Origin of the sequence: Allobosea sp. AAP35, assembly GCF_001295925.1 — a bacterium.
Taxonomy (GTDB): Bacteria; Pseudomonadota; Alphaproteobacteria; order Rhizobiales; family Beijerinckiaceae; genus Allobosea.
On sequence record NZ_LJHQ01000010.1, the window covers coordinates 90,289 to 111,378 of the forward strand.

Below are 21,090 nucleotides of genomic sequence, written 5' to 3' on the forward strand. Positions count from 1 at the left end.
TCCGTCACATTCGCTGCGCTGCAGCAGGGGACGCCCGCATGACCACCAAGACGCCGCGTCAGTTCTTCCGCCCGCTCGCGATCGGCGCGCCGGAGCCTTTTCGCGAGCTGCCGCTGAAGCTCGAGCGCATGATCCATTTCGTGCCGCCGCATCTGGAGAAGGTCCGCGCCAAGGTCGGCGAGCTGGCGCCCACCGTCGACATCGTGCTCGGCAATCTCGAGGATGCGATTCCCGTCGAGGCCAAGCAGGCGGCGCGCGACGGCTTCATCGCCATGGGCAAGGCCGTCGATTTCGGCGAGACCGGGCTGTGGACGCGGGTCAATGCGCTGAACTCGCCCTGGTTCCTCGACGACATCACCGCGATCATGGCCGAGATCGGCGGCAAGCTAGACGTGGTGATGGTGCCCAAGGTCGAGGGCCCCTGGGACATCCATTATGTCGACCAGTTGCTGGCGCAGTTCGAGGCGCGGCATCAATTGCCCAAGCCGATCATGATCCACGCCATCCTGGAGACAGCCGAGGGCGTGAAGAATGTCGAGACGATCGCCACCGCCTCGCCCCGCATGCAAGGCATGAGCCTGGGGCCGGCCGATCTCGCCGCCTCGCGCGCGATGAAGACCACGCGGGTCGGCGGCGGCCACCCCGACTACAAGGTGATCGCCGACCCCTCCCCCGATGGCGGCACACGCGCCGTCGCCCAGCAAGATCTCTGGCACTACACCCTGGCCAAGATGGTCGATGCCTGCGCCGCAGCCGGCATCAAGCCGTTCTACGGGCCGTTCGGGGATTTCTCGGACACAGACGCCTGCGAGGCGCAGTTCCGCAACGCCTTCCTGCTCGGCTGCGCCGGAGCCTGGACGCTGCACCCCTCGCAGATCGCCATCGCCAAGCGCGTCTTCAGCCCCGACCCCGCCGAGGTCGCCTTTGCGCAGCGCATCATCGCGGCGATGCCCGACGGCTCGGGCGCGGTGATGATCGACGGCAAGATGCAGGACGACGCGACCTGGAAACAGGCCAGGGTCATCGTCGATCTGGCGCGCCAGGTCGCCGGACGCGACCCGGATTTGGCGCAACGCTACGGGATGTGATCAGGCGACGCATCCAGGTGGTTGATTTTGACGTATTTGCGACGCAATCCTCCCGCAAGCGCGGGGCTTGCGCCCCACGTCCGCCTCCCGCAACCGCGGGGCCTCGCCCCGCATCCCGCGTTTTGTCTTCACGTCACGGACCCGTCTCTCCATGGAAGCACGTTCCGCCAAGTTCAGGATCGGACAGGTGGTCAAGCACCGGGTCTACCCATTCCGGGGGGTGATCTTCGACGTCGATCCGGTGTTCTCGAACACCGAGGAATGGTGGCTGGCGATCCCCGAGCATCTGCGCCCGTCGAAGGACCAGCCCTTCTACCATCTCTTCGCCGAGAACGAGGAGACGGAGTATGTCGCCTATGTCTCGGAGCAGAACCTCGTGATCGACGACACCGGCCGGCCGGTACGCCATCCCCAGGCGAAGGAGTTCTTCCGCCGCGACCGCAAGGGCCGCTACCAGATTGACCGCACCGGCCTGAACTGAAGGCGAAACGCCGGGCCGTAAACGAAAAGGCCGCCCCTTGCCGGGCGGCCTGAACTTTATGACACGACGTGTCGAGACTGCGATCAGGGCTTGGGCGGCACGGCCGGCGCGACACCCGGAGCCGGCGCGGCGCCGGGAACCGCAGGCGCGCCCGGCGCCGCATTGGCACCGCCGGCGCCCAGGCGCTGGCGCAGTTCTTCCTGGCGCTTGGCCAGTTCGTCCTGCAACTGCTTCTGCTGATCTTCCAGCACCTTGGGATCGATCGCTGCGCCGTCGAAGCCCTTGGCAAAATCGGTCAGCGGGATCGAGAAGGAGACCTCGCGCGCGCCCTGATTCTGGACGCTGACGCTGAGGGTATTGCCCTTCTTCAGCGCGGCGATGAAATCGTCCTTGACCTGCGCCTCGGCGAAGCAGCCATTGGGGAAGCAGATCGCGAAACGACCCGGCGTCGGCTGCGCGGTATCGACGCCGAAGCGGATGCCCGGCTGCAGCAGGAGGCCCAGCGGCATGAGGAAGCGCACGATCTTGTTGACGTCGCCCTTGACGTCATAGATCGCCACCGCCAGCACCGGTTGGCCCTGATCCGAGACGAAATCGCGCGTCGTGTAGCAAATTTCCTTCTTGGCGGCCTCGTCCTTGCCGCAGACCTTGGTCCACGAGGTCTGAGACGGCTCGGGCTTGACCTGAACCACGGTGGGGCCGGTGCCGGCCTGGCCTGCGGGGGGCTGGGCCGGCTGCGCCGGCTGCGCGGCGCGCGGTGCGGTGCGGGGCTGCGCCTGGGCGAAGGCCGCCAGCGGAGCCAGGCCGATCGCGGCGCTCAGGGCGATGCTCAAGGCGCGCGTGGACGGGCGAAACGATGCGGACATGTAGCTTTCCTCAATCAGGCGAATTCGGGATCACGACTTCGCAAGCCGCGCGCGTCACCAGCGAGAGCCCCATCGCATATCAGCGCCGGCCATCGCAAGCCGTGCACATCAGGGGCGATTGAGGCCTTAGGATGACACCTTGGCTCGCCTTTAACGGGTTCGGCCACAGGATTCCAGCCCGAATAGCCGCGCGAGGTTGCTCCGGCGTGTTATTCTACGACCAGGAATCAGGTTGAACGATGCAAATGCTGCGGACGGCCGGAGCGGTTTTTCGCCCCGCGATCAGACGAATCTTCGCCATGCTGGCGCTCATCATCGTCATGGGCGCGCCTTCGCTTGCCGAATCGCTGGCACCGCGCGCGCCCGTTGTCGATCACGCCATCGCGATGCATGGCGAGCCGGCGCTGCCGCGCGGTTTTCCGCACCTGCCCTATGCCGATCCGGCGGCGCCGAAGGGCGGGCGCATCGTCTTCGGCCAGCAGGGCACCTTCGACAGTCTCAACCCGCTGGTCGTGCTGGGCGTCGCGCCCGATGCCGTGCCGCGCTATGTCCAGCAGAGCCTGCTGTTCCGCTCGGCGGATGAGCCCTTCACGGCCTATGGGCTGCTGGCCTCCCGCGTCGAACTGAACGAGGAGCGCACGAAGCTCGCCTTCGAGATCGACGATCGCGCGACTTTTTCCGACGGCCAGCCCGTGACGGCGCAGGACGTGCTGTTCACCTTCGAGATGCTGAAGACCAAGGGCAAGCCGTTCCATCGATCGAGCCTTGGACGGGTCACCAAGGCTCAGGCGCCCTCCCCGCGCCGGGTCGAGTTCGAGCTCGGCGACGGCTCAAACCGCGAATTGCCGCTGGTGATCGGAGCCATGCCGATCTTCGCCAAACACGCCACCAATGCCGAGACCTTCGGCGAGACCAGCTTCAAGGCGGCATTGGGCTCGGGCCCCTATGTCGTGTCCGACATCGTGCCGGGCGCGACCATCACGCTGAAGCGCCGCAAGGATTTCTGGGCCGAGGACCACCCGCTGACGCGCGGGCTCTTCAATGCCGACGAGATCCGCTACGATTTCTACCGCGACGCCAACGCCCTGTTCGAGGCCTTCAAGGCGGGGCTCTACGATGTGCGGCTCGAGGGCGACCCGACCCGCTGGATGACGGGCTACGACGTGCCGGCCGTGCGCGACGGGCGGATCATTCGCCAGACGCTGCACTTCGACACGCCCAAGGGCATGACCGGCCTCGTCTTCAACACGCGCCGCCCGTTCTTCGCCGATGTGCGGGTGCGCGAGGCGCTGGGCATCCTGTTCGATTTCGAATGGGTCAACCGCAACCTGTTCCACGGCGTCTATCGCCGGGCCGGCAGCTTCTTCTCCGATTCCGAGCTGTCTGCGCTAGGGCTGCCGGCCGATCCGCGCGAGCAGGCCTTGCTGGCGGCTTTCCCGGGCGCCGTGCGGCCCGATATCCTGGCGGGCACCTGGTCGCCCTCGGCGACCGACGGCTCGGGCCGCGACCGCGAGCAGGCGCGGCGCGCGCTCGATCTGCTCAACAAGGCCGGTTACGGCATGGTCGATGGCGTCCTGCGCAGCATGAAGGGCGGCGACGCGCTCTCCTTCGAGATCATGGTCACCAACCGGCCGCAGGAGCGGCTGGCGCTGAACTATGCGCAGTCGCTTGGGCGTCTGGGCATCACCGTCACGGTGCGGCTGATCGACGATGTGCAGTATTGGCGCCGGCTCTCGGCCTTCGATTTCGACATGATCCAGTGGACCTGGCCGGCCTCCGCCTCGCCGGGCAACGAGCAGATCGGGCGCTGGGGCTCGGCCAATGCGAAGCGCCAGGGGGCGTTGAACTATGCAGGCGTGGCCTCGCCCGCCGTCGATGCAACTCTGACGGCGTTGCTAGGCGCGCGCGAGCGCGACGATTTCGTCGCGGCGGCGCGCACGCTCGACCGGCTGCTGCTCTCGGGCTTCTATGTCGTGCCCCTCTACTATCTCCCCGACACCTGGCTGGCCCATGGCCGCGACATCGTCCTGCCGGCCCGCAAGCCTTCCTATTTCTTCTCCACCGAAGTGCTGGCACGCCTCCCGGCGGCGCCTGCGCCCGCGAACTGAAAGACGATATCGATGCGGGCCGACCAGGACGAAGCCGCCGCCCTGCTCGATGGCCTGAATTTCGATACGCTGCTGAAGGCGCTGACGGTCGGCCGCGGCTATGAGCCGGCCCTGCGCGACCCGCCGGGACGGCAGGGCTGGAGCGATACGGTCCCGAATTCGCTGAGCTTCGGGCAGCTCGAGATCAAGGTCGACCAACTCGCGAGGCTGCTCGCGATCAACCGGGCACAGCCCGCTGCGCGCGTCGCGATCCTCGCTCCGCTCGGCCCCGAGGCGATCGTTTCGGTCCTGGCCTGCCTGCGCGCCGGGCTGTCCCCAATGCTGCTGCCGCTGCATGGCAACGAACTCGAATTGCTGCGGCTGATCGAGGCCGCCGACGCCGTGATGGCAATTGGAGTGGGCCGGGTCGGTGCGATGCGGCCGCTGCTGATGCTGCGCGAGCTCGCGGTTCGGGCCTTCGGGACGCGCTTCGTCGGCGGTTTCGGCGCTCAGGTCCCCGACGGGATCGCACCGCTCGACACGCTGATGGCGAGCGCGTCGCTGCATCCGCTGCCGGAGGTCGCGGAGCGGGCAGCGCTGCAGGTCGTCGACGCGGTGTCGCTCGCCGGTCCGCTCGCGGTCTCCGAGCGCGACCTGCTCGGCAAGGCGCTGGATATCTCGCGGCTGCTGAAGCCGATGGCCTCATCCCGGATCGTCACCACGCTCGTCGGCGGCGATCTCGCGGCGCTGGCGAGTGGCCCTGCCATGGCGCTGCTCACCGGCGTTGAACTCCTGCCGCTGGGTCTGTTCAGCCTCGGCGATCTGCAGGCCTGCCTGGAAGGCGGCCGCAACGTCCATCTGGTGCTGCCGGGCGCGATGGAGCCGGCGCTGGCGCATTCGCGACTGGCGGCCCATCCAGCGCTGGCGAGCCTGGTCTTCGTGCATCGCCCGACCGGGAGCCGCGCCCTGCCGGCGGTGGACCGGGCCGACATCGCGATCGTCGACATCGATGTGATGAGCGCCGCCGAGATCGCCGTCAGCCGGCGCTGAGGGACAGGCGCGCCCTCAGTCATTGCGAGCGCAGCGAAGCAATCCAGGGGGACGTAGCGCTCAACAAGTCTAGATTGCTTCGCTGCGCTCGCAATGACGGTGGATACTATCCCGCCTTCTTCCTCTCCGCGATCCGCGCCAGATCCGTCAGCAGGCGACGTGTACCCTTGAGCCGCGCCTCGGCCGTCTCGTAATCATCGATGAAGACGACGCGCATGTCCGGACGCACCTTGGCCAGCGTGCCGATCTTGGCGACATAGGAGACGAGCCCCTCGGGATTGGCGAATTCATTGTCGCGGAAGGCGACGATGATGCCCTTGGGCCCAGCCTCGACCTTCTCGACATTGGCGCGCTTGCAGAGCGCCTTGATCGCGACGATCTCCAGCAGCTGCTGGACCTCCTCCGGCAGCGGCCCGAAACGGTCGATCAGCTCGGCGCCGAAGGACTGGATGTCGCCGTCGTCGTCGAGCGTCGAGAGGCGCTTGTAGAGGGTGAGCCGCAACGTCAGATCGGTGACATAGTGCTCGGGGATCATCACCGGCGCGCCGATCTGGATCGTCGGCGACCATTGCGCCTCCGTCTCGAAATCGACGCCGGATTTGAGCGCGGCGACCGCCTCTTCCAGCATCTGCTGATAAAGTTCGTAGCCGACTTCCTTGATGTGGCCTGACTGCTCGTCGCCGAGCAGATTGCCGGCGCCGCGGATGTCGAGATCGTGGCTGGCGAGCTGGAAGCCCGCGCCCAGCGTGTCGAGCGACTGCAGCACTTTCAGCCGGCGCTCGGCCTGGTCGGTCATCTTGCGCTTGGCCGAGACGGTGAACAGCGCATAGGCGCGCACCTTCGATCGGCCGACCCGGCCGCGCAGCTGGTAGAGCTGGGCGAGGCCGAACATATCGGCACGGTGGACGATCAGCGTGTTGGCATTGGGGATGTCGAGGCCCGATTCGACAATCGTGGTCGAGAGCAGCACGTCGTACTGGCCCTCATAGAAGGCCGTCATCACGTCCTCGAGCTGGCCCGCCGCCATCTGGCCATGCGCGATGCCGACCTTGGCCTCGGGCACCTGCTTGTCGAGGAAATCCTTGACCTCGGCGATGTCCTCGATGCGCGGCACGACATAGAAGGAGCGGCCGCCGCGGTAGCGCTCGCGCAGCAGCGCCTCGCGCACGATCAGTGGATCGAAAGGCGTCACGAAGGTCCGGACAGCGAGACGATCGACTGGGGGCGTCGCGATGATCGAGAGCTCGCGCACCCCGGTCATGGCGAGCTGGAGCGTGCGCGGGATCGGCGTCGCGGTCAGCGTCAGCATATGCACCTCGGCGCGGAACTCCTTCAGCCGTTCCTTGTGGTTGACGCCGAAATGCTGCTCCTCATCGACGATGACGAGGCCGAGATCCTTGAACTCGACGCCCTTGGCCAGCAGCGCATGCGTGCCGACGACGATATCCATCGTGCCGTCCTTGATGCCTGCCTTCACCGCCTTGAGGTCCTGCGCGCCGACGAAGCGCGAGGCCTGGCCGACATTCACCGGCAGCCCTTTGAACCGCTCGGCGAAGTTGCGGTAGTGCTGCCGCGCCAGCAGCGTCGTCGGCACGACCACCGCGACCTGCTTGCCGTTCAGCGCGCAGGCGAAGGCGGCGCGCAGCGCAACCTCCGTCTTGCCGAAGCCGACATCGCCGCAGACCAGCCGATCCATTGGCCGGCCGGCCGCCATGTCGTCGAGCACCGAATCGATCGTCGCCTGCTGGTCCTCCGTCTCCTCGAAGGGGAAACGCGCGCAGAACTCGTCATAGAGCCCCTCCTGCGGAATCAGGCGCGGCGCCTCCTTCAGGGCACGCGCCGCTGCGATGGCGATGAGCTTGCCCGCCATCTCGCGGATGCGCTGCTTCAGCTTGGCCTTGCGGGCCTGCCAGCCGCCGCCGCCGAGCCGGTCCAGCGCGACCTCGGTGTCCTCGGAGCCATAGCGCGAGAGCAGTTCGATATTCTCGACCGGGAGGAACAGCTTCGAATCCGCAGCGTAGTGGATCTCGAGGCAGTCATGCGGAGCGCCGACGGCGGTGATCGAGCGCAGACCGATGAAGCGGCCGATGCCGTGATCGACATGGACGACGAGATCGCCCGGCGAGAGCGAGGACAGCTCGGCGATGAAATCCTGAGGGCGGCGCGTCTTCTTGCGCGGACGCACCAGCCGGTCGCCGAGAATGTCCTGCTCGCCGACGACCGCGAGCTTGCCGGCCTCGAAACCGGTCTCGAAGCCCCAGACGGCGAGCGCCGTCGTGCCGGGCTTCAGATCGAAGGCGGCGCGCAGCGAGCCGGTCATCTGCACGGTCTTGAGCCCGTGATCGGCCAGCACGGAGCTCAGCCGCTCGCGCGAGCCCTCCGACCAGGCGGAGAGGATGACCCGCCGGCCATCGGCCTGCAGCGCCTTCACATGGGCCACCGCCGCATCGAACACGCTGCCGGCATTGTCGGCTCGTTCGGCCGCGAAGTTTCTGCCTTGTCGCGCACCCAGATCGACGATTAGCTTGCCGTCGCTGTCGGGCAACTGGAACGGCGTCAGCGAGGCCACGCCCGCCTCGTCGATGACGCCGCGCCAGTCGGCCGGCGACAAATAGAGCGCATCGGGCTTCAGCGGCTTGTAGGGCGCGCCGCCCGCGCTGGGCTGGTCCATCGCCGCCTTGCGGGCGTCGTAATAGTCCTTGATCAGGCTGATGCGTTCGCCCACCGCATCCTCGGCCTGGTGGTCGAGGATCAACGGCACGTCGGGCAGATAGGTGAACAGCGTGTCGAGCTTCTCCGCCAGCAGCGGCAGCCAGTGTTCGAGCCCGGCCGGGCGGCGGCCCTCGCTGACGGCCTCATAGAGCGTGTCGTCGCGGCCGGGCGTGCCGAAGGTGGTGATGTAGCTCTGGCGGAAGCGCTTGATGCTCTCGCTCGTCATCTGCGCTTCGGACATCGGCACGAGGTCGAGCCCGCGCATCTGCCCCGTGGTGCGCTGCGTTTCCGGATCGAAGGTGCGGATCGATTCGAGCGTGTCGCCGAAGAAATCGAGCCGGATCGGCGCCGGCATCCCCGGCGGAAAGAGATCAATGAGCCCGCCGCGCATCGCGAATTCGCCAGTCTCGCGCACGGTCGAGGTCCGCAGATAACCGTTCATATCGAGCCAGCGCGCGAGCTGCTCGGTGTCGACCATATTGCCTGGCGCGGCCGAGAAGCTTTCCGACGCCACCTTGGAGAAGGCCGGCACGCGCTGCAGCGCGGCGTTGACGGTGGTCAGCAGCAGGCGCGGCTTGTCTCCGGATTTGGTCTTGGCCAGCCGCGACAGCGTCGTCATGCGGTGCGCGACGATGGAGGGCGCCGGCGAGACGCGGTCATAAGGCTGACAGTCCCAGGCCGGGAACGACATCACCTCGAGATCGGGCGCGACGAATTGCAATGCGTTCTCCAGCACCTGCAGGCGCTGGCCGTCGCGGGCGACAAAGACCAGCATCGCCGGCCCTTCCGCCTTCTTGGCCCGCGCCCGCGTCAGATCGGCGAGGACGACGGCGTCGAAGCCGTCCGGCACGCTGGCGAGCGTCGGTTTATCGCCACGCTTGAGCGCATCGAGAATACGGTCGCTCTGCAGCTTGGCGATCTGGGCGGGAGGCGGAATGCTCATGGGATGGGCGTCATTCTCGGGCTTGCCCCGAGAATCTCAGGACGAGAGGTCACTGGTTTCTGAGATGGTCGGGTCAAGCCCGACCATGACGGGCGCGCTGGCCGGCGCCAGGTCGCATCAAACGTGGATCGGCCGCTCGTGGTGATGAAAGGCCTTCAGCCGCCTGAACACCTCGGTGTCGTAGTTCTCCGGCACGTCAGCCTCCCCGGTGATCCAGCTCAGGAGGTCGCGGTCGAGCACCTCGATCAGCCCCTCGAAGGCGTCGAGCTCGGAGTCGCTGAGCGTGCCGATATGGGCGTCGGCGAAGCCGCCCATGATCAAATCGTTCTCGCGCATGCCGCGATGCCAGGCACGAAACAGGATCTTGCGGCGGCGGGGGTCGAGGTCGGCGCTGGTGCGGGTCGAGCCACTCATGGGAGCCTCGTCAGGAAAACGGGTCGGGTGTCGGAAAACCACGGGATGGTGCAATGGCGATCGGGCCGGCCCCGTCGCGGAGCCTGCCGATGCAGGCTATATAGCCTTCACATTCCGCGAAGTCAGCGGCCCGAGGGCGGCAAATCTTCGCACTCCTGACAAAGCCGAGTTGCCGCTTGCGCCCGTCCCTGCTCGATCCGCTCTTCGCCCCCGTGACGACGCTGCCGGGCGTCGGCCCCAAGACGGCCAAGGCGCTGGACAAGCTGCTGGGCGACGAGACACGCGGCGCGCGCGTCGTCGATCTCCTGTTTCGCCTGCCGACAGGCGCGATCGACCGCCGGCCCAGCGCCTCGATCGTCGATGCGCCGATCGGCGGCATCGCGACCTTCGCCGCAAGGGTGACCGAACATCGACCGCCGCCCGAAACCAAGGCCAAGGCGCCCTATCGCATCCTGATCGAGGACGAGACCGGCGACGTGACGCTTATCTTCTTCCACGCCGATGTCCGCCATCTGCTGCAGACCATGCCGATCGGCGCCTATCGCATCATCTCCGGCAAGCTCGAGCTCTGGGATGGGATGCGCCAGATGGTGCATCCAGACCGGCTGCTCGACCCCAAGCACGCCGCGACCTTGCCGTCGATCGAGCCCGTCTATGGGCTGACCGAGGGCGTCGGTCCCCGCGTCATGGCGCGGATCGTCGCGGCCGCGGCCGAGAAGTGCCCCGATCTCGCCGAGTGGCAGGATCCGGCCTTTCTCGCCAAAGGTGGATTTCCACCCTTCGCACAGGCGATGCAGGCCTTGCACCACCCTGCCGATCTGAAAGCCATCGAAGGCGATACGGTGGTCAGGCGCCGCGTCGCCTATGACGAACTGCTGGCGAGCCAGATCGCGCTCGCTCTGGTGCGCCGACAGCAGAAGAAGAGCGCCGGCCGCGCTACCGCTGGCGACGGGCGCCTGCGCCACGCCATCGAAAGCGCCCTGCCCTTCACCCTCACCGACGGCCAACGCCAGGCGCTCGTCGACATCCATGACGACATGGAAAAACCCGAGCGCATGCTGCGGCTCCTCCAGGGCGATGTCGGCTCGGGCAAGACGGTCGTGGCGCTGATGGCGATGGCGGCCGCCGCCGAGGCCGGGCGGCAATCGGTGCTGATGGCGCCGACCGAGATCCTGGCGCGCCAGCATGCCGAACGCCTCGCCCCACTCGCCCAGAAGGCCGGGCTCAAGCTCGCCTTGCTGACCGGGCGCGAGAAGGGTCCGGGCCGGGCCCGCGTGCTGGAAGGGCTGGCCAGCGGCGAGATCGCGATTGCGGTCGGCACCCACGCGCTGTTCCAGGAGGGTGTCGCCTTCCGCGACCTCGCGCTCGCCATTGTCGACGAGCAGCACCGCTTCGGCGTGCATCAGCGCCTGCTGCTCGGCGCCAAGGGCGAAGCGGTCGACATTCTCGTGATGACCGCAACCCCGATCCCGCGCACGCTGTCGCTGACCTGGTTTGGCGACATGGACATCTCGATCCTGGCCGAGAAGCCCGCCGGCCGCCAGCCGATCGTCACCAAGGCGATTTCCTCGGAGCGCCACGACGAGGTCGTCGGCGCGGTCGGCCGGGCCGTGGACAAGGGCGCGCAGGTCTATTGGGTCTGCCCGCTGGTGCAGGAATCCGACACGCTCGACGTCGCCGCCGCGCAGGAGCGCTATGAGGCACTCGGTGAGGTCTTCGGCGCCAAGGTCGGCCTTCTTCACGGCCAAATGCCCGGCCGCGACAAGGATGCGGCGATGGCGGCCTTCGTCGCCGGCGAGACGCGTATCCTGGTCTCGACGACTGTGATCGAGGTCGGCGTCGACGTGCCCAATGCCAGCGTCATGGTGATCGAGCATGCCGAGCGCTTCGGCCTTGCCCAGCTCCACCAGTTGCGCGGTCGCATCGGGCGCGGCTCGGCCGCCTCGACCTGCCTCTTGCTCTACAAGGGCCCGCTCGGTCCCGTCGCCGAGGCGCGTCTCACGATCATGCGCGAGACCGAGGACGGCTTCCGCATCGCCGAGGAGGATCTGCGCCTGCGCGGCGAAGGCGAGGTCCTCGGCACCAAGCAGTCGGGTGTGCCCGACTGGCGCATCGCCCGGCCCGAAACCGATGGCGACTTGCTGGCGGCGGCGCGCGACGATGCCCGCCTCCTGATCGAGCGCGACCCCCATCTCGACAGCGAGCGCGGGCAGGCGGTGCGCACGCTGCTCTATTTGTTCGAGCGCGACGTCGCGATCAGGCTGCTGCGGGCGGGGTGATCGCGCCCGGCGCGAGTTTTTGTGTCCCTGCACCCGGCTGGATCAATCCGGCCGACATCACGAGCTTCGCGCCCTCCTCCACCGACAGCGCGACCTCCACCACCTCACGACGCGGCAGGTAGAAGAAGAAGCCCGTCGTCGGGTTCGGCGCGCAGGGCAGGAACACGCCGATCTGATCGTCGCCATCGGGCAGCCTCTCGGCGATTTCGGGCGCGGCCTCCTGCGAGATGAAGACGATCGACCACATGCCGGGCTGGGGAAACTGCACCATCCCGACCTTGCGGAAAGACGTGCCCGATTGCGAGAAGATCGTCTCGAAAACCTGTTTGACGCCCTTGTAGAGCCCGCGCACCACCGGCATGCGGTTCAGGATCGCCTCGCCGGCCTCGATCATGGTGCGACCGACGAAGTTGGCCGTCAGGAAGCCGAGCAGCGTCAGGCCGATCAGGCCGATGACGAGGCCGAAGCCCGGAACCGGATAAGGCAGATAGGCATCGGGCCAATAGGCGGTCGGGATCAGCGGCTTGACCAGCCCATCAACGAAATTGACGAACCACCACGTCACCGAGGCCGTGATCGCCAGAGGCGCGGCAATGACAAGGCCCGTCAGGAAATAGCGCCGCAGCCGCGTACCGAAGCTGGGGCTCAGCATGTCGGGCTGGATGACGAGGCGGGGATCGGGCGGGATTTGCGTCATTGACGAGGTCCGATCTGGTGAGCAAGCGCACAAAGACTGCTTGCGCGATGCGACAGACGTGCCAGTCGCTCCGCCCAATTTCAAGGATCGAGCAACCGCCGTCACCTCGCGGCGTTCAGTGGTAGGATATGTTCATCGGGCAGCGGCGTCGGCGTAAACAAAGCGATGAGGACACCACAGGTATGATGCGCGGCGTTCGACATCTTCGCCGCCCTCTCCTGTTCGCCGCCGGATGGGTCCTGACAGCGCTCGGGATCGTTGGCCTGGTCCTTCCGCTGATGCCGGGAACCGTGTTCCTGATCCTGGCGGCCTGGTGTTTCGCGCAATCGTCGCCCCGTTTCGAAGCCTGGCTGCTCGGCCACCCCCGCCTCGGGCCACAGATCCTTCGCTGGCGGCAATCGGGCACGATCGACCGCAGGGTCAAATTCATCGCCTGCGGGTCGATGGCACTGAGCTTCGCGATCCTCACCCTGACCGACGCGCCGCCGATCGCGCTTTGGGTGACGGGCGCCTGCCTTCTGGCGGCGGGCACCTATGTCGCCAGCCGACCGGAAGCGTGACCCTGCTCGTCATGGCGAGCAAAGCGACGCCATCCAGAGCCGCGCGCTCGACGCCCCCTGCATGGCTTCGTCGCTGCGCTCCTCGCAATGACGACGAGGCAAACGACCGGCGGCCTCACTCCACCGTGACGGATTTCGCCAGGTTGCGCGGCTGGTCGACGTCCTTGCCCATGAAAACCGCCGTCTGATAGGCGATCATCTGGATTGGCAGGGCATAGACGATCGCAGCAAAGGTCGGATCCATGTCCGGCATGATGATCGTCGTCTCGGGCTCGATGCCGCATTCGGCCGCGCCCTTAGCGTCGGTGATCAGGATGATCCGCCCGCCGCGCGCCGCGACCTCCTGCATGTTCGAGGCGGTCTTCTCGAAGAGCGCGTCATGGGGCGCCACGACGATGACGGGCATCGCCTCGTCGATCAGCGCGATCGGGCCATGCTTGAGCTCGCCCGCCGGATAGCCTTCGGCGTGGATGTAGCTGATTTCCTTGAGCTTCAACGCGCCTTCGAGAGCGAGCGGGAAGCTTGTGCCGCGGCCGAGATAGAGCACGTCACGTGCCTTGGAGAGTTCGCGCGCGAGCTTCTCGATCTCGGGCTCAAGTTCCAGCGCCCTGGCGATCAGCCCCGGCAGCGCGATCAGGCTCTGGACATGGCGCGCCTCGTCTTCTGCAGAGAGCGTACCGCGTGCGCGGGCGGCGGCCAGTGCGAGGCAGGCCAGCGCGGTCAACTGGCAGGTGAAGGCTTTGGTCGAGGCCACACCGATCTCGGGACCGGCCAGCGTCGGCGCGACAGCGTCGCTCTCGCGTGCGATCGTCGAGGTCGGGACGTTGACGACCGACAGGATCGTCTGCGCTTCCTGCCGGGCGTAGCGCAGGCAGGCCAGGGTATCGGCGGTCTCACCCGATTGCGTGATGAACAGCGCCAGCCCGTTTTCGGGCAGCGGCGCCTCGCGGTAGCGGAACTCCGAGGCGACATCGATCTCGACCGGCAGGCGGGCGAGCTTCTCGAACCAGTATTTCGCGACCAGCCCGGCATAAAAGGCCGTGCCGCAGGCCGAGATCGACAGCCGCGTCAGCGCCTTCCAGTCGATCGTCCCCTCGAACGGAAGACGGACACTGCCGGCGGCCATGTCGAGATACTGCGTCAGCGTGTGGCCGACGACCTCGGGTTGCTCATAGATCTCCTTCGCCATGAAATGGCGGTGATTGCCCTTCTCGACCAGAAACGCCCCGGCCGCCACGCGCTGGGCGCGGCGCTGCACCACGGTGTTGGCCTTGTCGTAGAAGGTCGCGCCCTTGCGATGGAGGACGACCCAGTCGCCCTCCTCCAGATAGGCGATGAGGTTCGTGAAGGGCGCCAGCGCCAGCGCATCGGAGCCGAGATACATCTCGCCATCACCGATGCCGACCGCCAGCGGCGAACCCTTGCGCGCTCCGATCAGCAGGTCTTCTTCGCCTTCGAAGAGGAAGGCGAGCGCGAAGGCGCCGCGAAGGCGCGGCAGGCTCGCGGCCACGGCCTCGACCGGCGTGCGGCCGCGATCGAGTTCGCGGGTGACGAGATGGGCGACGATCTCGGTGTCGGTCTCGGTCGCGAAGACGTAGCCGTCGGCCTGAAGCTCGGCGCGCAGCTCGCGGAAATTCTCGATGATGCCGTTATGGACGACGGCGAGCTTGGCGGTCGCATGCGGGTGTGCGTTGGTCTCGTTGGGCTTGCCATGGGTCGCCCAGCGCGTGTGGCCGATGCCGATCAGCCCTTCGAGCGGTTCGTTGGAGAGGCGGACCTCGAGGTTTTTGAGCTTTCCCTCGGCGCGTCGACGGGTCAGCAGGCCATGCTCCAGCGTGGCGACGCCAGCCGAATCATAACCGCGATATTCGAGCCGCCGCAGCGCCTCGACGACCTGGGTCGCGACCGCTTCCTTGCCCAGAATCCCGACGATGCCGCACATGCGAAAACCTCTTCAGACGTTGCCGTTGGGCAACCGCATAGCGTCATGGCCCAACGAAGCAAAATCACTCTAAATGTCGAACTATGAACGGCGGCTTGCGCGGATCGCCGCGTTTCAGGGCTTTTTCGCCGCGGCCTTGCGAGCCAGCGAGGCCTCGCGAAAGGTCTTGGCCCAGCCTTCCTTCGCGACCTGACGACCACGCGCGACAGCCAACGCATCGGGCGCCACATCCTCCGTCACCACGGAACCGGAGCCGACGAAGGCGCCCTCGCCGATGGTGATCGGTGCGACCAGCGACGAGTTCGAGCCGACGAAGGCACCCGCGCCGATCGTGGTGCGATACTTGAAGAACCCGTCGTAATTGCAGGTGATCGTTCCCGCTCCGATATTGGCATCCGCGCCGACAGTCGCATCACCGATATAAGTCAGGTGGCTGACCTTGGCGCCCGCGCCGATCTCCGCGGACTTGATCTCCACGAAATTGCCGACCTTGGCGTTCTCGGCGAGCCTGGCTCCCGGGCGCAGGCGACCAAAGGGCCCGACCGTCGCGGCGGGCCCGACCTCGGCGCCTTCGAGATGCGAAAACGCGTGGATCACGGCCCCATCGGCGATCCTCACGCCCGGGCCGAAGACGACATGGGGCTCGATCAGCACATCGCGGCCAACCTGCGTGTCATGACTGAAGAAGACCGTGTCGGGCGCGGTCAGCGTCGCCCCCCCGGCCATGACCGCCAGGCGTTTGCGGCGCTGGAACTCGGCTTCGGCGGCGGCGAGCTGGATGCGGTCGTTGACGCCCTGCACCTCGGTCTCGGGCGCCTTCAATGAAGAACTGACCAGCCCGCGCGCACGGGCGACTGCCACGGCATCCGTCAGATAGTATTCGGACTGCGCATTGGCGTTGCCGATGGCCTCGAGGATCGACAGAGCGTGGCGCCCGTCGAGCGCCATCAGGCCGGCATTGCAGAGCGTGATCGCGCGCTGATCGGACGTCGCGTCCTTATGCTCGACGATGGCATCCAGCACCCCATCGCGCATCACCAGCCGGCCATAGCCCGTGGGATCACGCGCCTCGAAACCCAGCGCGACGACGCTTGCACCCTCTGCCAGTGCCGCGCGCAGGGCCAGAAAGGTTTCCGGCCGCACCAGCGGGGTGTCGGCGAAGGCGACGATGACATCGTCGAAGCCGGCGCCAAGGGTGTCGCGGGCCGCCAGAGCGGCATGGGCGGTGCCGCGGCGCTCCGATTGGACTACGATCTGCGTGTGCGGCAGGAGCGTCTGCGCCTGGCGCGCGACCTCGGGCCGGTCGGGCCCTACAACGACCACGACCGTGTCTGCTCCCGCTTCCGCCAGTGATGCCAGCGCATGCGCGAGCAGCGAGCGACCGCCGACCTGGTGCAGGACTTTTGGCTGCCGCGATTTCATCCGCGTGCCCTCGCCAGCGGCAAGCAAAATCGCGAGGCAGGACCGGCGGGACTGCATTTCGGTCATGATTGTCGGCTTCCTTGCAATGGTTCGTCAGCTGCGCCAATCCGTCCTTGGATCTCGGCTGTTCAATCCGGCGTGTGGCGGCGACGCTGGCGCAGTGGATAGCTGATCCTGTCGGCTTTACCAAAAAGCGGAAGGCCACTCGCGCTCGCGAAATGCCGTCCGGATGTGAGGAGAAGGGCAGAGCGCTGACGATTTCGCGGCGCTCCCGCTTTTCAGATCACCGCGATATGCTCTAGAAGCGCGATGGGGCGAGGGCGTCGCCCGCCTCTGTAGGATCTCATGTCGAAACCCTTGAATCGTCGGCAGTTTCTCGAAGGCACCGGCGGTGCCGCGGCCGCCTCGTGGCTCGCGGCGGGCATGGCCCACGCGCAGGCGCCATCGGTGCTGGCGGCCATCAACCAGTCTTTCCTCTTCGAAGGCAAACCGTTCGATCCGTCGCTCGTCATCGACGCGGCGCGCGTGCTGGCGCAACGTCCGGTCGTGCCGCAGACAGCGGCGGATCTGCCTGATGGTTATGCCAGTCTCTCCTATGATCAGTACGCGGGAATCAGGGCCCAGCCCGCCGGGCTGATCTGGGCCGGAGAGAATCGCGGCTTCACGGTCGAGCCGCTGCACCGCGGCTATGTCTTCTCGAACCCGGTCAATCTGTTCACCATCGAGGACAATGTCGTAAGGCGCGTCGGCTTCGATCGCTCGAAGTTCGACTATGGCCGGGTGACGCCGCCGCCGGCAGATCTCGACTTGCAATTCTCAGGGATGCGGATTGCCACCGGGCTGGAGCGGCCTTTCGAGGTCGCGATCTTCCAGGGCGCGACGTTCTTTCGTTCGCTGGCGCGGGGACAAAATTTCGGCGCGCTGGCGCGCGCTCTGATCCTGCGGCCGGGCGAGACGCGTGGCGAGCAGATTCCGTTTTTCCGCGCCTTCTGGATCGAGCGGCCGAGCCCGGCCTCGGGACTTCTGGTCATCCATGCCTTGCTTGATTCCGAGAGCCTCACCGGCGCTCTGCGCATGACGCTGAGGCCCGGCGACGTCACGCTCATCGATGTTGAGATGACGCTGTTTGCTCGCCAGGCGCTCGACCATATTGGCTTCGGCTGCACCATGGGAACGTTCCTGTCAGGTCCCCAAAGCCGGCGCAGCTTCGACGATATCCGGCCCGCGGTGCATGAGGTCTCCGGCGTCCAGATGCTGACGGGCACAGGCGAGTGGATCTACCGGCCGGTCAGCAACCCGGCCGGGTTGCAGGTCTCCTCCTTCATGGACAGCAATCCGAGAGGCTTCGGCCTGGTCCAGCGCGAGCGCGACCCTGCCGCCTTCATGGATGACGACCAGCGCTTCGAACTGCGGCCCAGCGTCTGGATGGAACCGCTGGGCGAATGGGGCGCGGGCTCGGTTCAATTGATCGAGATTCCCAGCGAATCCGACGTGAACGACAACATCATCATGTACTGGCGTCCGCGGCAGCCCCTAGCGGCGGGTAGCGAGACGGTGATCGCCTATCGCCAGGCCTGGTGCTGGCAGCCGCCGGAGCGGCCCAATCTCGCGCTGGCCACGCGCGTTCGCCAGGGGCGTGGAACCCAGGGCCGCCGTCGGCGCTTTATGGTCGACTTCACCGGCGATCGATTGGCTGATGCCGGGGTGGTTGCCTCGACACGCGCGAATGTCACCACCCAGCCCGGCCAGATCCACAATGTCCGGCTCTGGCCCTTTCCGGAGCGCAAGCTGATGCGGGTCGGTTTCGAGGTTGATCCGGGCACTGACAATCTGTGCGAGCTGCGGCTCGTCCTGCAAGCCGGCGGTCAGCCGGTTTCGGAAACCTGGTTGAACCGATGGACGTGGTAACCGCGACCCGCGACAGCGAGGTTGCCCCCCCGCCGCCCGAAGCGGCGAGCCCGACGCCCGCGACGCCGCCGGAAAACCGGCTGGTCATGCCGGTCCAGTCGTTCCGGCGCTGGAGCGAGGCCGATCGAAGGGCCCCGGCCCGGCCGCGCGAGTGGAAGACGCCCTGGCTGAAGCGCCTGTTCGTCTTTGGCGGCGGTCTGGCGCTCACCGCCTATGGCGCTTTCGAAATGTACAGTGTCGTGTCGGTCAGCCGCACGACATCGCTGCAGTATGTTCTGCTCGTGCTGTTCACGGTCAATTTCTCGTGGATCGCGCTCGCCTTCACCAGCGCCGTGCTCGGCTTCTTCGGCCTGCTGTTCAACAAGGACCGATCGGGACCGGTCGAGGCGCTGCAGTACCGCACCGTCGTCGTGATGCCGATCTACAATGAATCATCGGCCCGGACCTTCGCGGCGCTGGCGGCGATCCGCGAATCGGTCGAGGCGACCGGGCTCGGCAGCCATTTCGATTATTTCATCGTCTCGGACACCACCAACCCGGATGTCTGGATCGCTGAGGAGCGCGCCTTCCTGGCGCTGCGGCAGCGGCTGGGCGCCGATGCCCGCGTCTATTACCGGCACCGGCCCAAGAACCACCACCGCAAGGCCGGCAACATCGCCGATTTCGTGACGCGCTGGGGCGGGCATTACGAGCATATGGTCGTGCTCGATGCCGACAGCCTGATGACCGGTGCCTGCATCGTGCATCTGGCCGCCGCGATGGAAGCTGATCCCGACGCCGGCATCATCCAGTCGCTGCCGCTGATCATCAACCGCAACACCTTCTTCGCCCGCCTCCAGCAATTCGCCGCCCGGGTCTACGGGCCGGTGATCGCGACCGGCCTGGCGATGTGGTCGGGCCGCGACGGCAATTACTGGGGCCATAACGCGATCATCCGCACGCAGGCCTTCGCCGACCATTGCGGCCTGCCCGATCTCAAGGGCAAGCCACCCTTCGGCGGGCATGTGCTCAGCCACGACTTTGTCGAGGCCGCGTTGATCCGGCGCGCCGGATGGTCGGTCTACATGCTGCCGGCCCTGACGGGCTCTTATGAAGAGAGCCCACCCTCGCTGATCGACGTCTCCGTGCGCGACCGGCGCTGGTGCCAGGGCAATCTGCAGCATTCGCGCATCATCGGCGCCAAGGGCTTCGTCGCGCCGACACGGCAGCATTTCGCCACCGGCATCATGGGCTATCTCGCCTCGCCGTTCTGGCTGATGCAGCTCGTGGTCGGCATCCTGATCGTGCTCCAGGTCAGCTATGCCAGACCTGAATACTTCACGCAGGAGTTCACGCTGTTTCCGGTGTGGCCGCTGTTCGACCCCGAGCGCGCCTTGAACCTGTTCGCGCTCACGATGGCGATCCTGCTCGCACCCAAGCTGTTCGGTCTCCTGCTGACGCTGTTCAACAGCAAGCTGCGGCGGGCCGGCGGCGGCGCGATCCGCCTCGTCATCTCCGCCCTCATCGAGGTGCTGTTCTCGGCGTTCTTCGCGCCGATCATGATGCTGATCCAGTCAGGCTCGGTGTTCCAGATCCTGCTCGGGCGCGACACCGGCTGGAATCCGCAGCGCCGAGACGATGGTTCGATTCCCTTGAAGGACATCGTTCGTCGGCATCGGATGCACACCGTGCTCGGCATCGTCACCGGCATTTCCGCGTTCCTGATCGCCACCTCGCTGTTTGCCTGGATGTCGCCGACGATCGTCGGTCTCGTCCTGGCCATCCCGCTGTCATGGGCGTCAGGCCAGCTCGCGCTCGGCCTCTGGCTCAAGCGACGCAAGCTGCTCTTCACGCCCGAAGAGGGCGATCCGCCGGCGGTGGCGCTGCGCGCCAATGCGCTTCAGGCCGAGTTCGACACGGCGGGATATGATGATGCCGACGGCCTGCGGGCTCTGCATGCCGATCCGGTGTTGCGCGAGGCCCATGAGCAGATGCTGCCGGAACATCCGCCGCGCCGGCGCGGCGAGATCGAGGCCGACCGGGCGGTGGCGCTGGCGAAGCTGGTCGATGCCGAAACGATCGACGATGCCGCGATCTGGCTGAAACCGAAGGAGCGCATGGCCGTGCTGCACGACCGCGCGTTGATATCGCTTCTGGGAGGGCTGCGCGGCCCGCGCGCGGCGTCGTAAGGCTGCCGGCCGGCCTCGCCAGCAGCGCGCTCAGAAGCTCATGGCGGCGGCGTTGATGACCCCGGCCGCCAATGAGGCGGAACCGAGAAACAGGGCGGCGGCGAGTTCACCCGCTGCGATGCGCGCCGAGAGATTGGGCAGCACGATCCGCACCAGCATATAGACGATCAGCTGGACGACGATGGCGACGACGCCCCAGATCAGGAGGTCGACGATCGTGGTCGAGTGGACCACCGCGCTCGATAGCGGCAGCGCAAACCCGGTCAGGCTCAGGCCCAGCGACAGCGCGGCGGCGACATTGTTCTGGCGGATCAGCCCGAATTCGTTATGCGACGTCGCCACCGTGTAGATCAGCAGATAAATCCCCACGAGCCCGAGCGACGCCCCGAAGAACAGGGCGAAATCGGGGAGCTTCAGCAGTGCCTGCGCGATCATCGTGGTCCGAATCCCTGGTGCCGATGGCGGCGATCCTG

The 21,090-nt window shown here is 66.8% G+C and carries 15 protein-coding genes; 8 read left to right on the plus strand and 7 right to left on the minus strand.

Features of this window, described 5'->3' with window-relative positions; translation table 11 throughout:
* Window positions 1–38: 38 nt before the first annotated feature.
* The gene (locus IP69_RS05100) at window positions 39–1,088 is read left to right on the plus strand and encodes a CoA ester lyase (RefSeq protein ID WP_054141730.1); all 1,050 of its coding nucleotides are present in this window, start codon (window positions 39–41) and stop codon (window positions 1,086–1,088) included.
* A 151-nt stretch (window positions 1,089–1,239) separates the two neighbouring features.
* Complete coding sequence (gene hspQ, locus IP69_RS05105) at window positions 1,240–1,569, plus strand: heat shock protein HspQ (RefSeq protein WP_054141731.1); 330 nt, start codon at window positions 1,240–1,242, stop codon at window positions 1,567–1,569.
* 83 nt (window positions 1,570–1,652) lie between these two features.
* On the opposite strand, the gene IP69_RS05110 is transcribed toward hspQ, so the two are convergent.
* On the minus strand, window positions 1,653–2,435 hold the full coding sequence (locus tag IP69_RS05110) for an invasion associated locus B family protein (protein ID WP_054141732.1): 783 nt from the start codon (window positions 2,433–2,435) through the stop codon (window positions 1,653–1,655).
* A gap of 299 nt (window positions 2,436–2,734) precedes the next feature.
* Here IP69_RS05110 and IP69_RS05115 point away from each other — a divergent pair, with 299 nt between their 5' ends.
* Window positions 2,735–4,543, plus strand: a complete 1,809-nt coding sequence (locus IP69_RS05115) for an extracellular solute-binding protein (protein WP_156323295.1) — start codon at window positions 2,735–2,737, stop codon at window positions 4,541–4,543.
* Between the two features lie 12 nt (window positions 4,544–4,555).
* On the plus strand, window positions 4,556–5,572 hold the full coding sequence (locus tag IP69_RS05120; protein WP_054141734.1) for an AMP-binding protein: 1,017 nt from the start codon (window positions 4,556–4,558) through the stop codon (window positions 5,570–5,572).
* A gap of 106 nt (window positions 5,573–5,678) precedes the next feature.
* On the opposite strand, the gene mfd is transcribed toward IP69_RS05120, so the two are convergent.
* Window positions 5,679–9,227 (minus strand): transcription-repair coupling factor, encoded by a 3,549-nt coding sequence (mfd, locus tag IP69_RS05125; RefSeq protein ID WP_054141735.1) that lies wholly within the window; start codon window positions 9,225–9,227, stop codon window positions 5,679–5,681.
* Window positions 9,228–9,344: 117 nt separating this feature from the next.
* Window positions 9,345–9,641 carry a succinate dehydrogenase assembly factor 2 gene (locus IP69_RS05130; RefSeq protein WP_054141736.1) on the minus strand — a complete coding sequence of 99 codons (297 nt, stop codon included), beginning with the start codon at window positions 9,639–9,641 and terminating at the stop codon, window positions 9,345–9,347.
* Between the two features lie 176 nt (window positions 9,642–9,817).
* Here IP69_RS05130 and recG point away from each other — a divergent pair, with 176 nt between their 5' ends.
* Entirely contained in the window at window positions 9,818–11,920 is a 2,103-nt protein-coding gene (gene recG, locus IP69_RS05135) for an ATP-dependent DNA helicase RecG (RefSeq protein ID WP_054141737.1), read from the plus strand.
* On the opposite strand, the gene IP69_RS05140 is transcribed toward recG, so the two are convergent.
* The gene (locus tag IP69_RS05140) at window positions 11,898–12,572 is read right to left on the minus strand and encodes a DUF502 domain-containing protein (protein ID WP_248306722.1); all 675 of its coding nucleotides are present in this window, start codon (window positions 12,570–12,572) and stop codon (window positions 11,898–11,900) included. The two genes, recG and IP69_RS05140, sit on opposite strands and share 23 nt — an antisense overlap.
* Window positions 12,573–12,745: 173 nt before the next feature.
* Here IP69_RS05140 and IP69_RS05145 point away from each other — a divergent pair, with 173 nt between their 5' ends.
* Window positions 12,746–13,177: a YbaN family protein gene (locus IP69_RS05145; protein ID WP_248306715.1), complete on the plus strand. Its 432-nt coding sequence runs from the start codon at window positions 12,746–12,748 to the stop codon at window positions 13,175–13,177.
* A 115-nt stretch (window positions 13,178–13,292) separates the two neighbouring features.
* Here IP69_RS05145 and glmS read toward each other — a convergent pair whose 3' ends face one another.
* The gene (gene glmS, locus IP69_RS05150) at window positions 13,293–15,119 is read right to left on the minus strand and encodes a glutamine--fructose-6-phosphate transaminase (isomerizing) (protein ID WP_054141739.1); all 1,827 of its coding nucleotides are present in this window, start codon (window positions 15,117–15,119) and stop codon (window positions 13,293–13,295) included.
* Window positions 15,120–15,233: 114 nt separating this feature from the next.
* Window positions 15,234–16,598 (minus strand): bifunctional UDP-N-acetylglucosamine diphosphorylase/glucosamine-1-phosphate N-acetyltransferase GlmU, encoded by a 1,365-nt coding sequence (gene glmU / locus IP69_RS05155; protein ID WP_054141783.1) that lies wholly within the window; start codon window positions 16,596–16,598, stop codon window positions 15,234–15,236.
* Between the two features lie 288 nt (window positions 16,599–16,886).
* Between glmU and IP69_RS05160 the strand changes: the two genes are divergently transcribed.
* Window positions 16,887–18,449 carry a glucan biosynthesis protein gene (locus tag IP69_RS05160; RefSeq protein WP_248306716.1) on the plus strand — a complete coding sequence of 521 codons (1,563 nt, stop codon included), beginning with the start codon at window positions 16,887–16,889 and terminating at the stop codon, window positions 18,447–18,449.
* Complete coding sequence (gene mdoH / locus IP69_RS05165; RefSeq protein WP_054141740.1) at window positions 18,437–20,617, plus strand: glucans biosynthesis glucosyltransferase MdoH; 2,181 nt, start codon at window positions 18,437–18,439, stop codon at window positions 20,615–20,617. Before IP69_RS05160 ends, mdoH begins: the two co-directional genes overlap by 13 nt.
* A gap of 30 nt (window positions 20,618–20,647) precedes the next feature.
* Here mdoH and IP69_RS05170 read toward each other — a convergent pair whose 3' ends face one another.
* Entirely contained in the window at window positions 20,648–21,052 is a 405-nt protein-coding gene (locus IP69_RS05170; protein WP_054141741.1) for a DUF350 domain-containing protein, read from the minus strand.
* Window positions 21,053–21,090: the final 38 nt, after the last annotated feature.

Coding starts and splice junctions, on each gene's coding strand:
- IP69_RS05145 (WP_248306715.1), top strand. CDS start 12,746: ATGTTCATCGGGCAGCGGCGTCGGCGTAAACAAAGCGATGAGGACACC.
- mdoH (WP_054141740.1), top strand. CDS start 18,437: ATGGACGTGGTAACCGCGACCCGCGACAGCGAGGTTGCCCCCCCGCCG.
- hspQ (WP_054141731.1), top strand. CDS start 1,240: ATGGAAGCACGTTCCGCCAAGTTCAGGATCGGACAGGTGGTCAAGCAC.
- IP69_RS05110 (WP_054141732.1), bottom strand. CDS start 2,435: ATGTCCGCATCGTTTCGCCCGTCCACGCGCGCCTTGAGCATCGCCCTG.
- IP69_RS05140 (WP_248306722.1), bottom strand. CDS start 12,572: ATGCTGAGCCCCAGCTTCGGTACGCGGCTGCGGCGCTATTTCCTGACG.
- glmU (WP_054141783.1), bottom strand. CDS start 16,598: ATGCAGTCCCGCCGGTCCTGCCTCGCGATTTTGCTTGCCGCTGGCGAG.
- glmS (WP_054141739.1), bottom strand. CDS start 15,119: ATGTGCGGCATCGTCGGGATTCTGGGCAAGGAAGCGGTCGCGACCCAG.
- IP69_RS05170 (WP_054141741.1), bottom strand. CDS start 21,052: ATGATCGCGCAGGCACTGCTGAAGCTCCCCGATTTCGCCCTGTTCTTC.
- IP69_RS05130 (WP_054141736.1), bottom strand. CDS start 9,641: ATGAGTGGCTCGACCCGCACCAGCGCCGACCTCGACCCCCGCCGCCGC.
- IP69_RS05160 (WP_248306716.1), top strand. CDS start 16,887: ATGTCGAAACCCTTGAATCGTCGGCAGTTTCTCGAAGGCACCGGCGGT.
- mfd (WP_054141735.1), bottom strand. CDS start 9,227: ATGAGCATTCCGCCTCCCGCCCAGATCGCCAAGCTGCAGAGCGACCGT.
- IP69_RS05120 (WP_054141734.1), top strand. CDS start 4,556: ATGCGGGCCGACCAGGACGAAGCCGCCGCCCTGCTCGATGGCCTGAAT.
- IP69_RS05100 (WP_054141730.1), top strand. CDS start 39: ATGACCACCAAGACGCCGCGTCAGTTCTTCCGCCCGCTCGCGATCGGC.
- IP69_RS05115 (WP_156323295.1), top strand. CDS start 2,735: ATGCTGGCGCTCATCATCGTCATGGGCGCGCCTTCGCTTGCCGAATCG.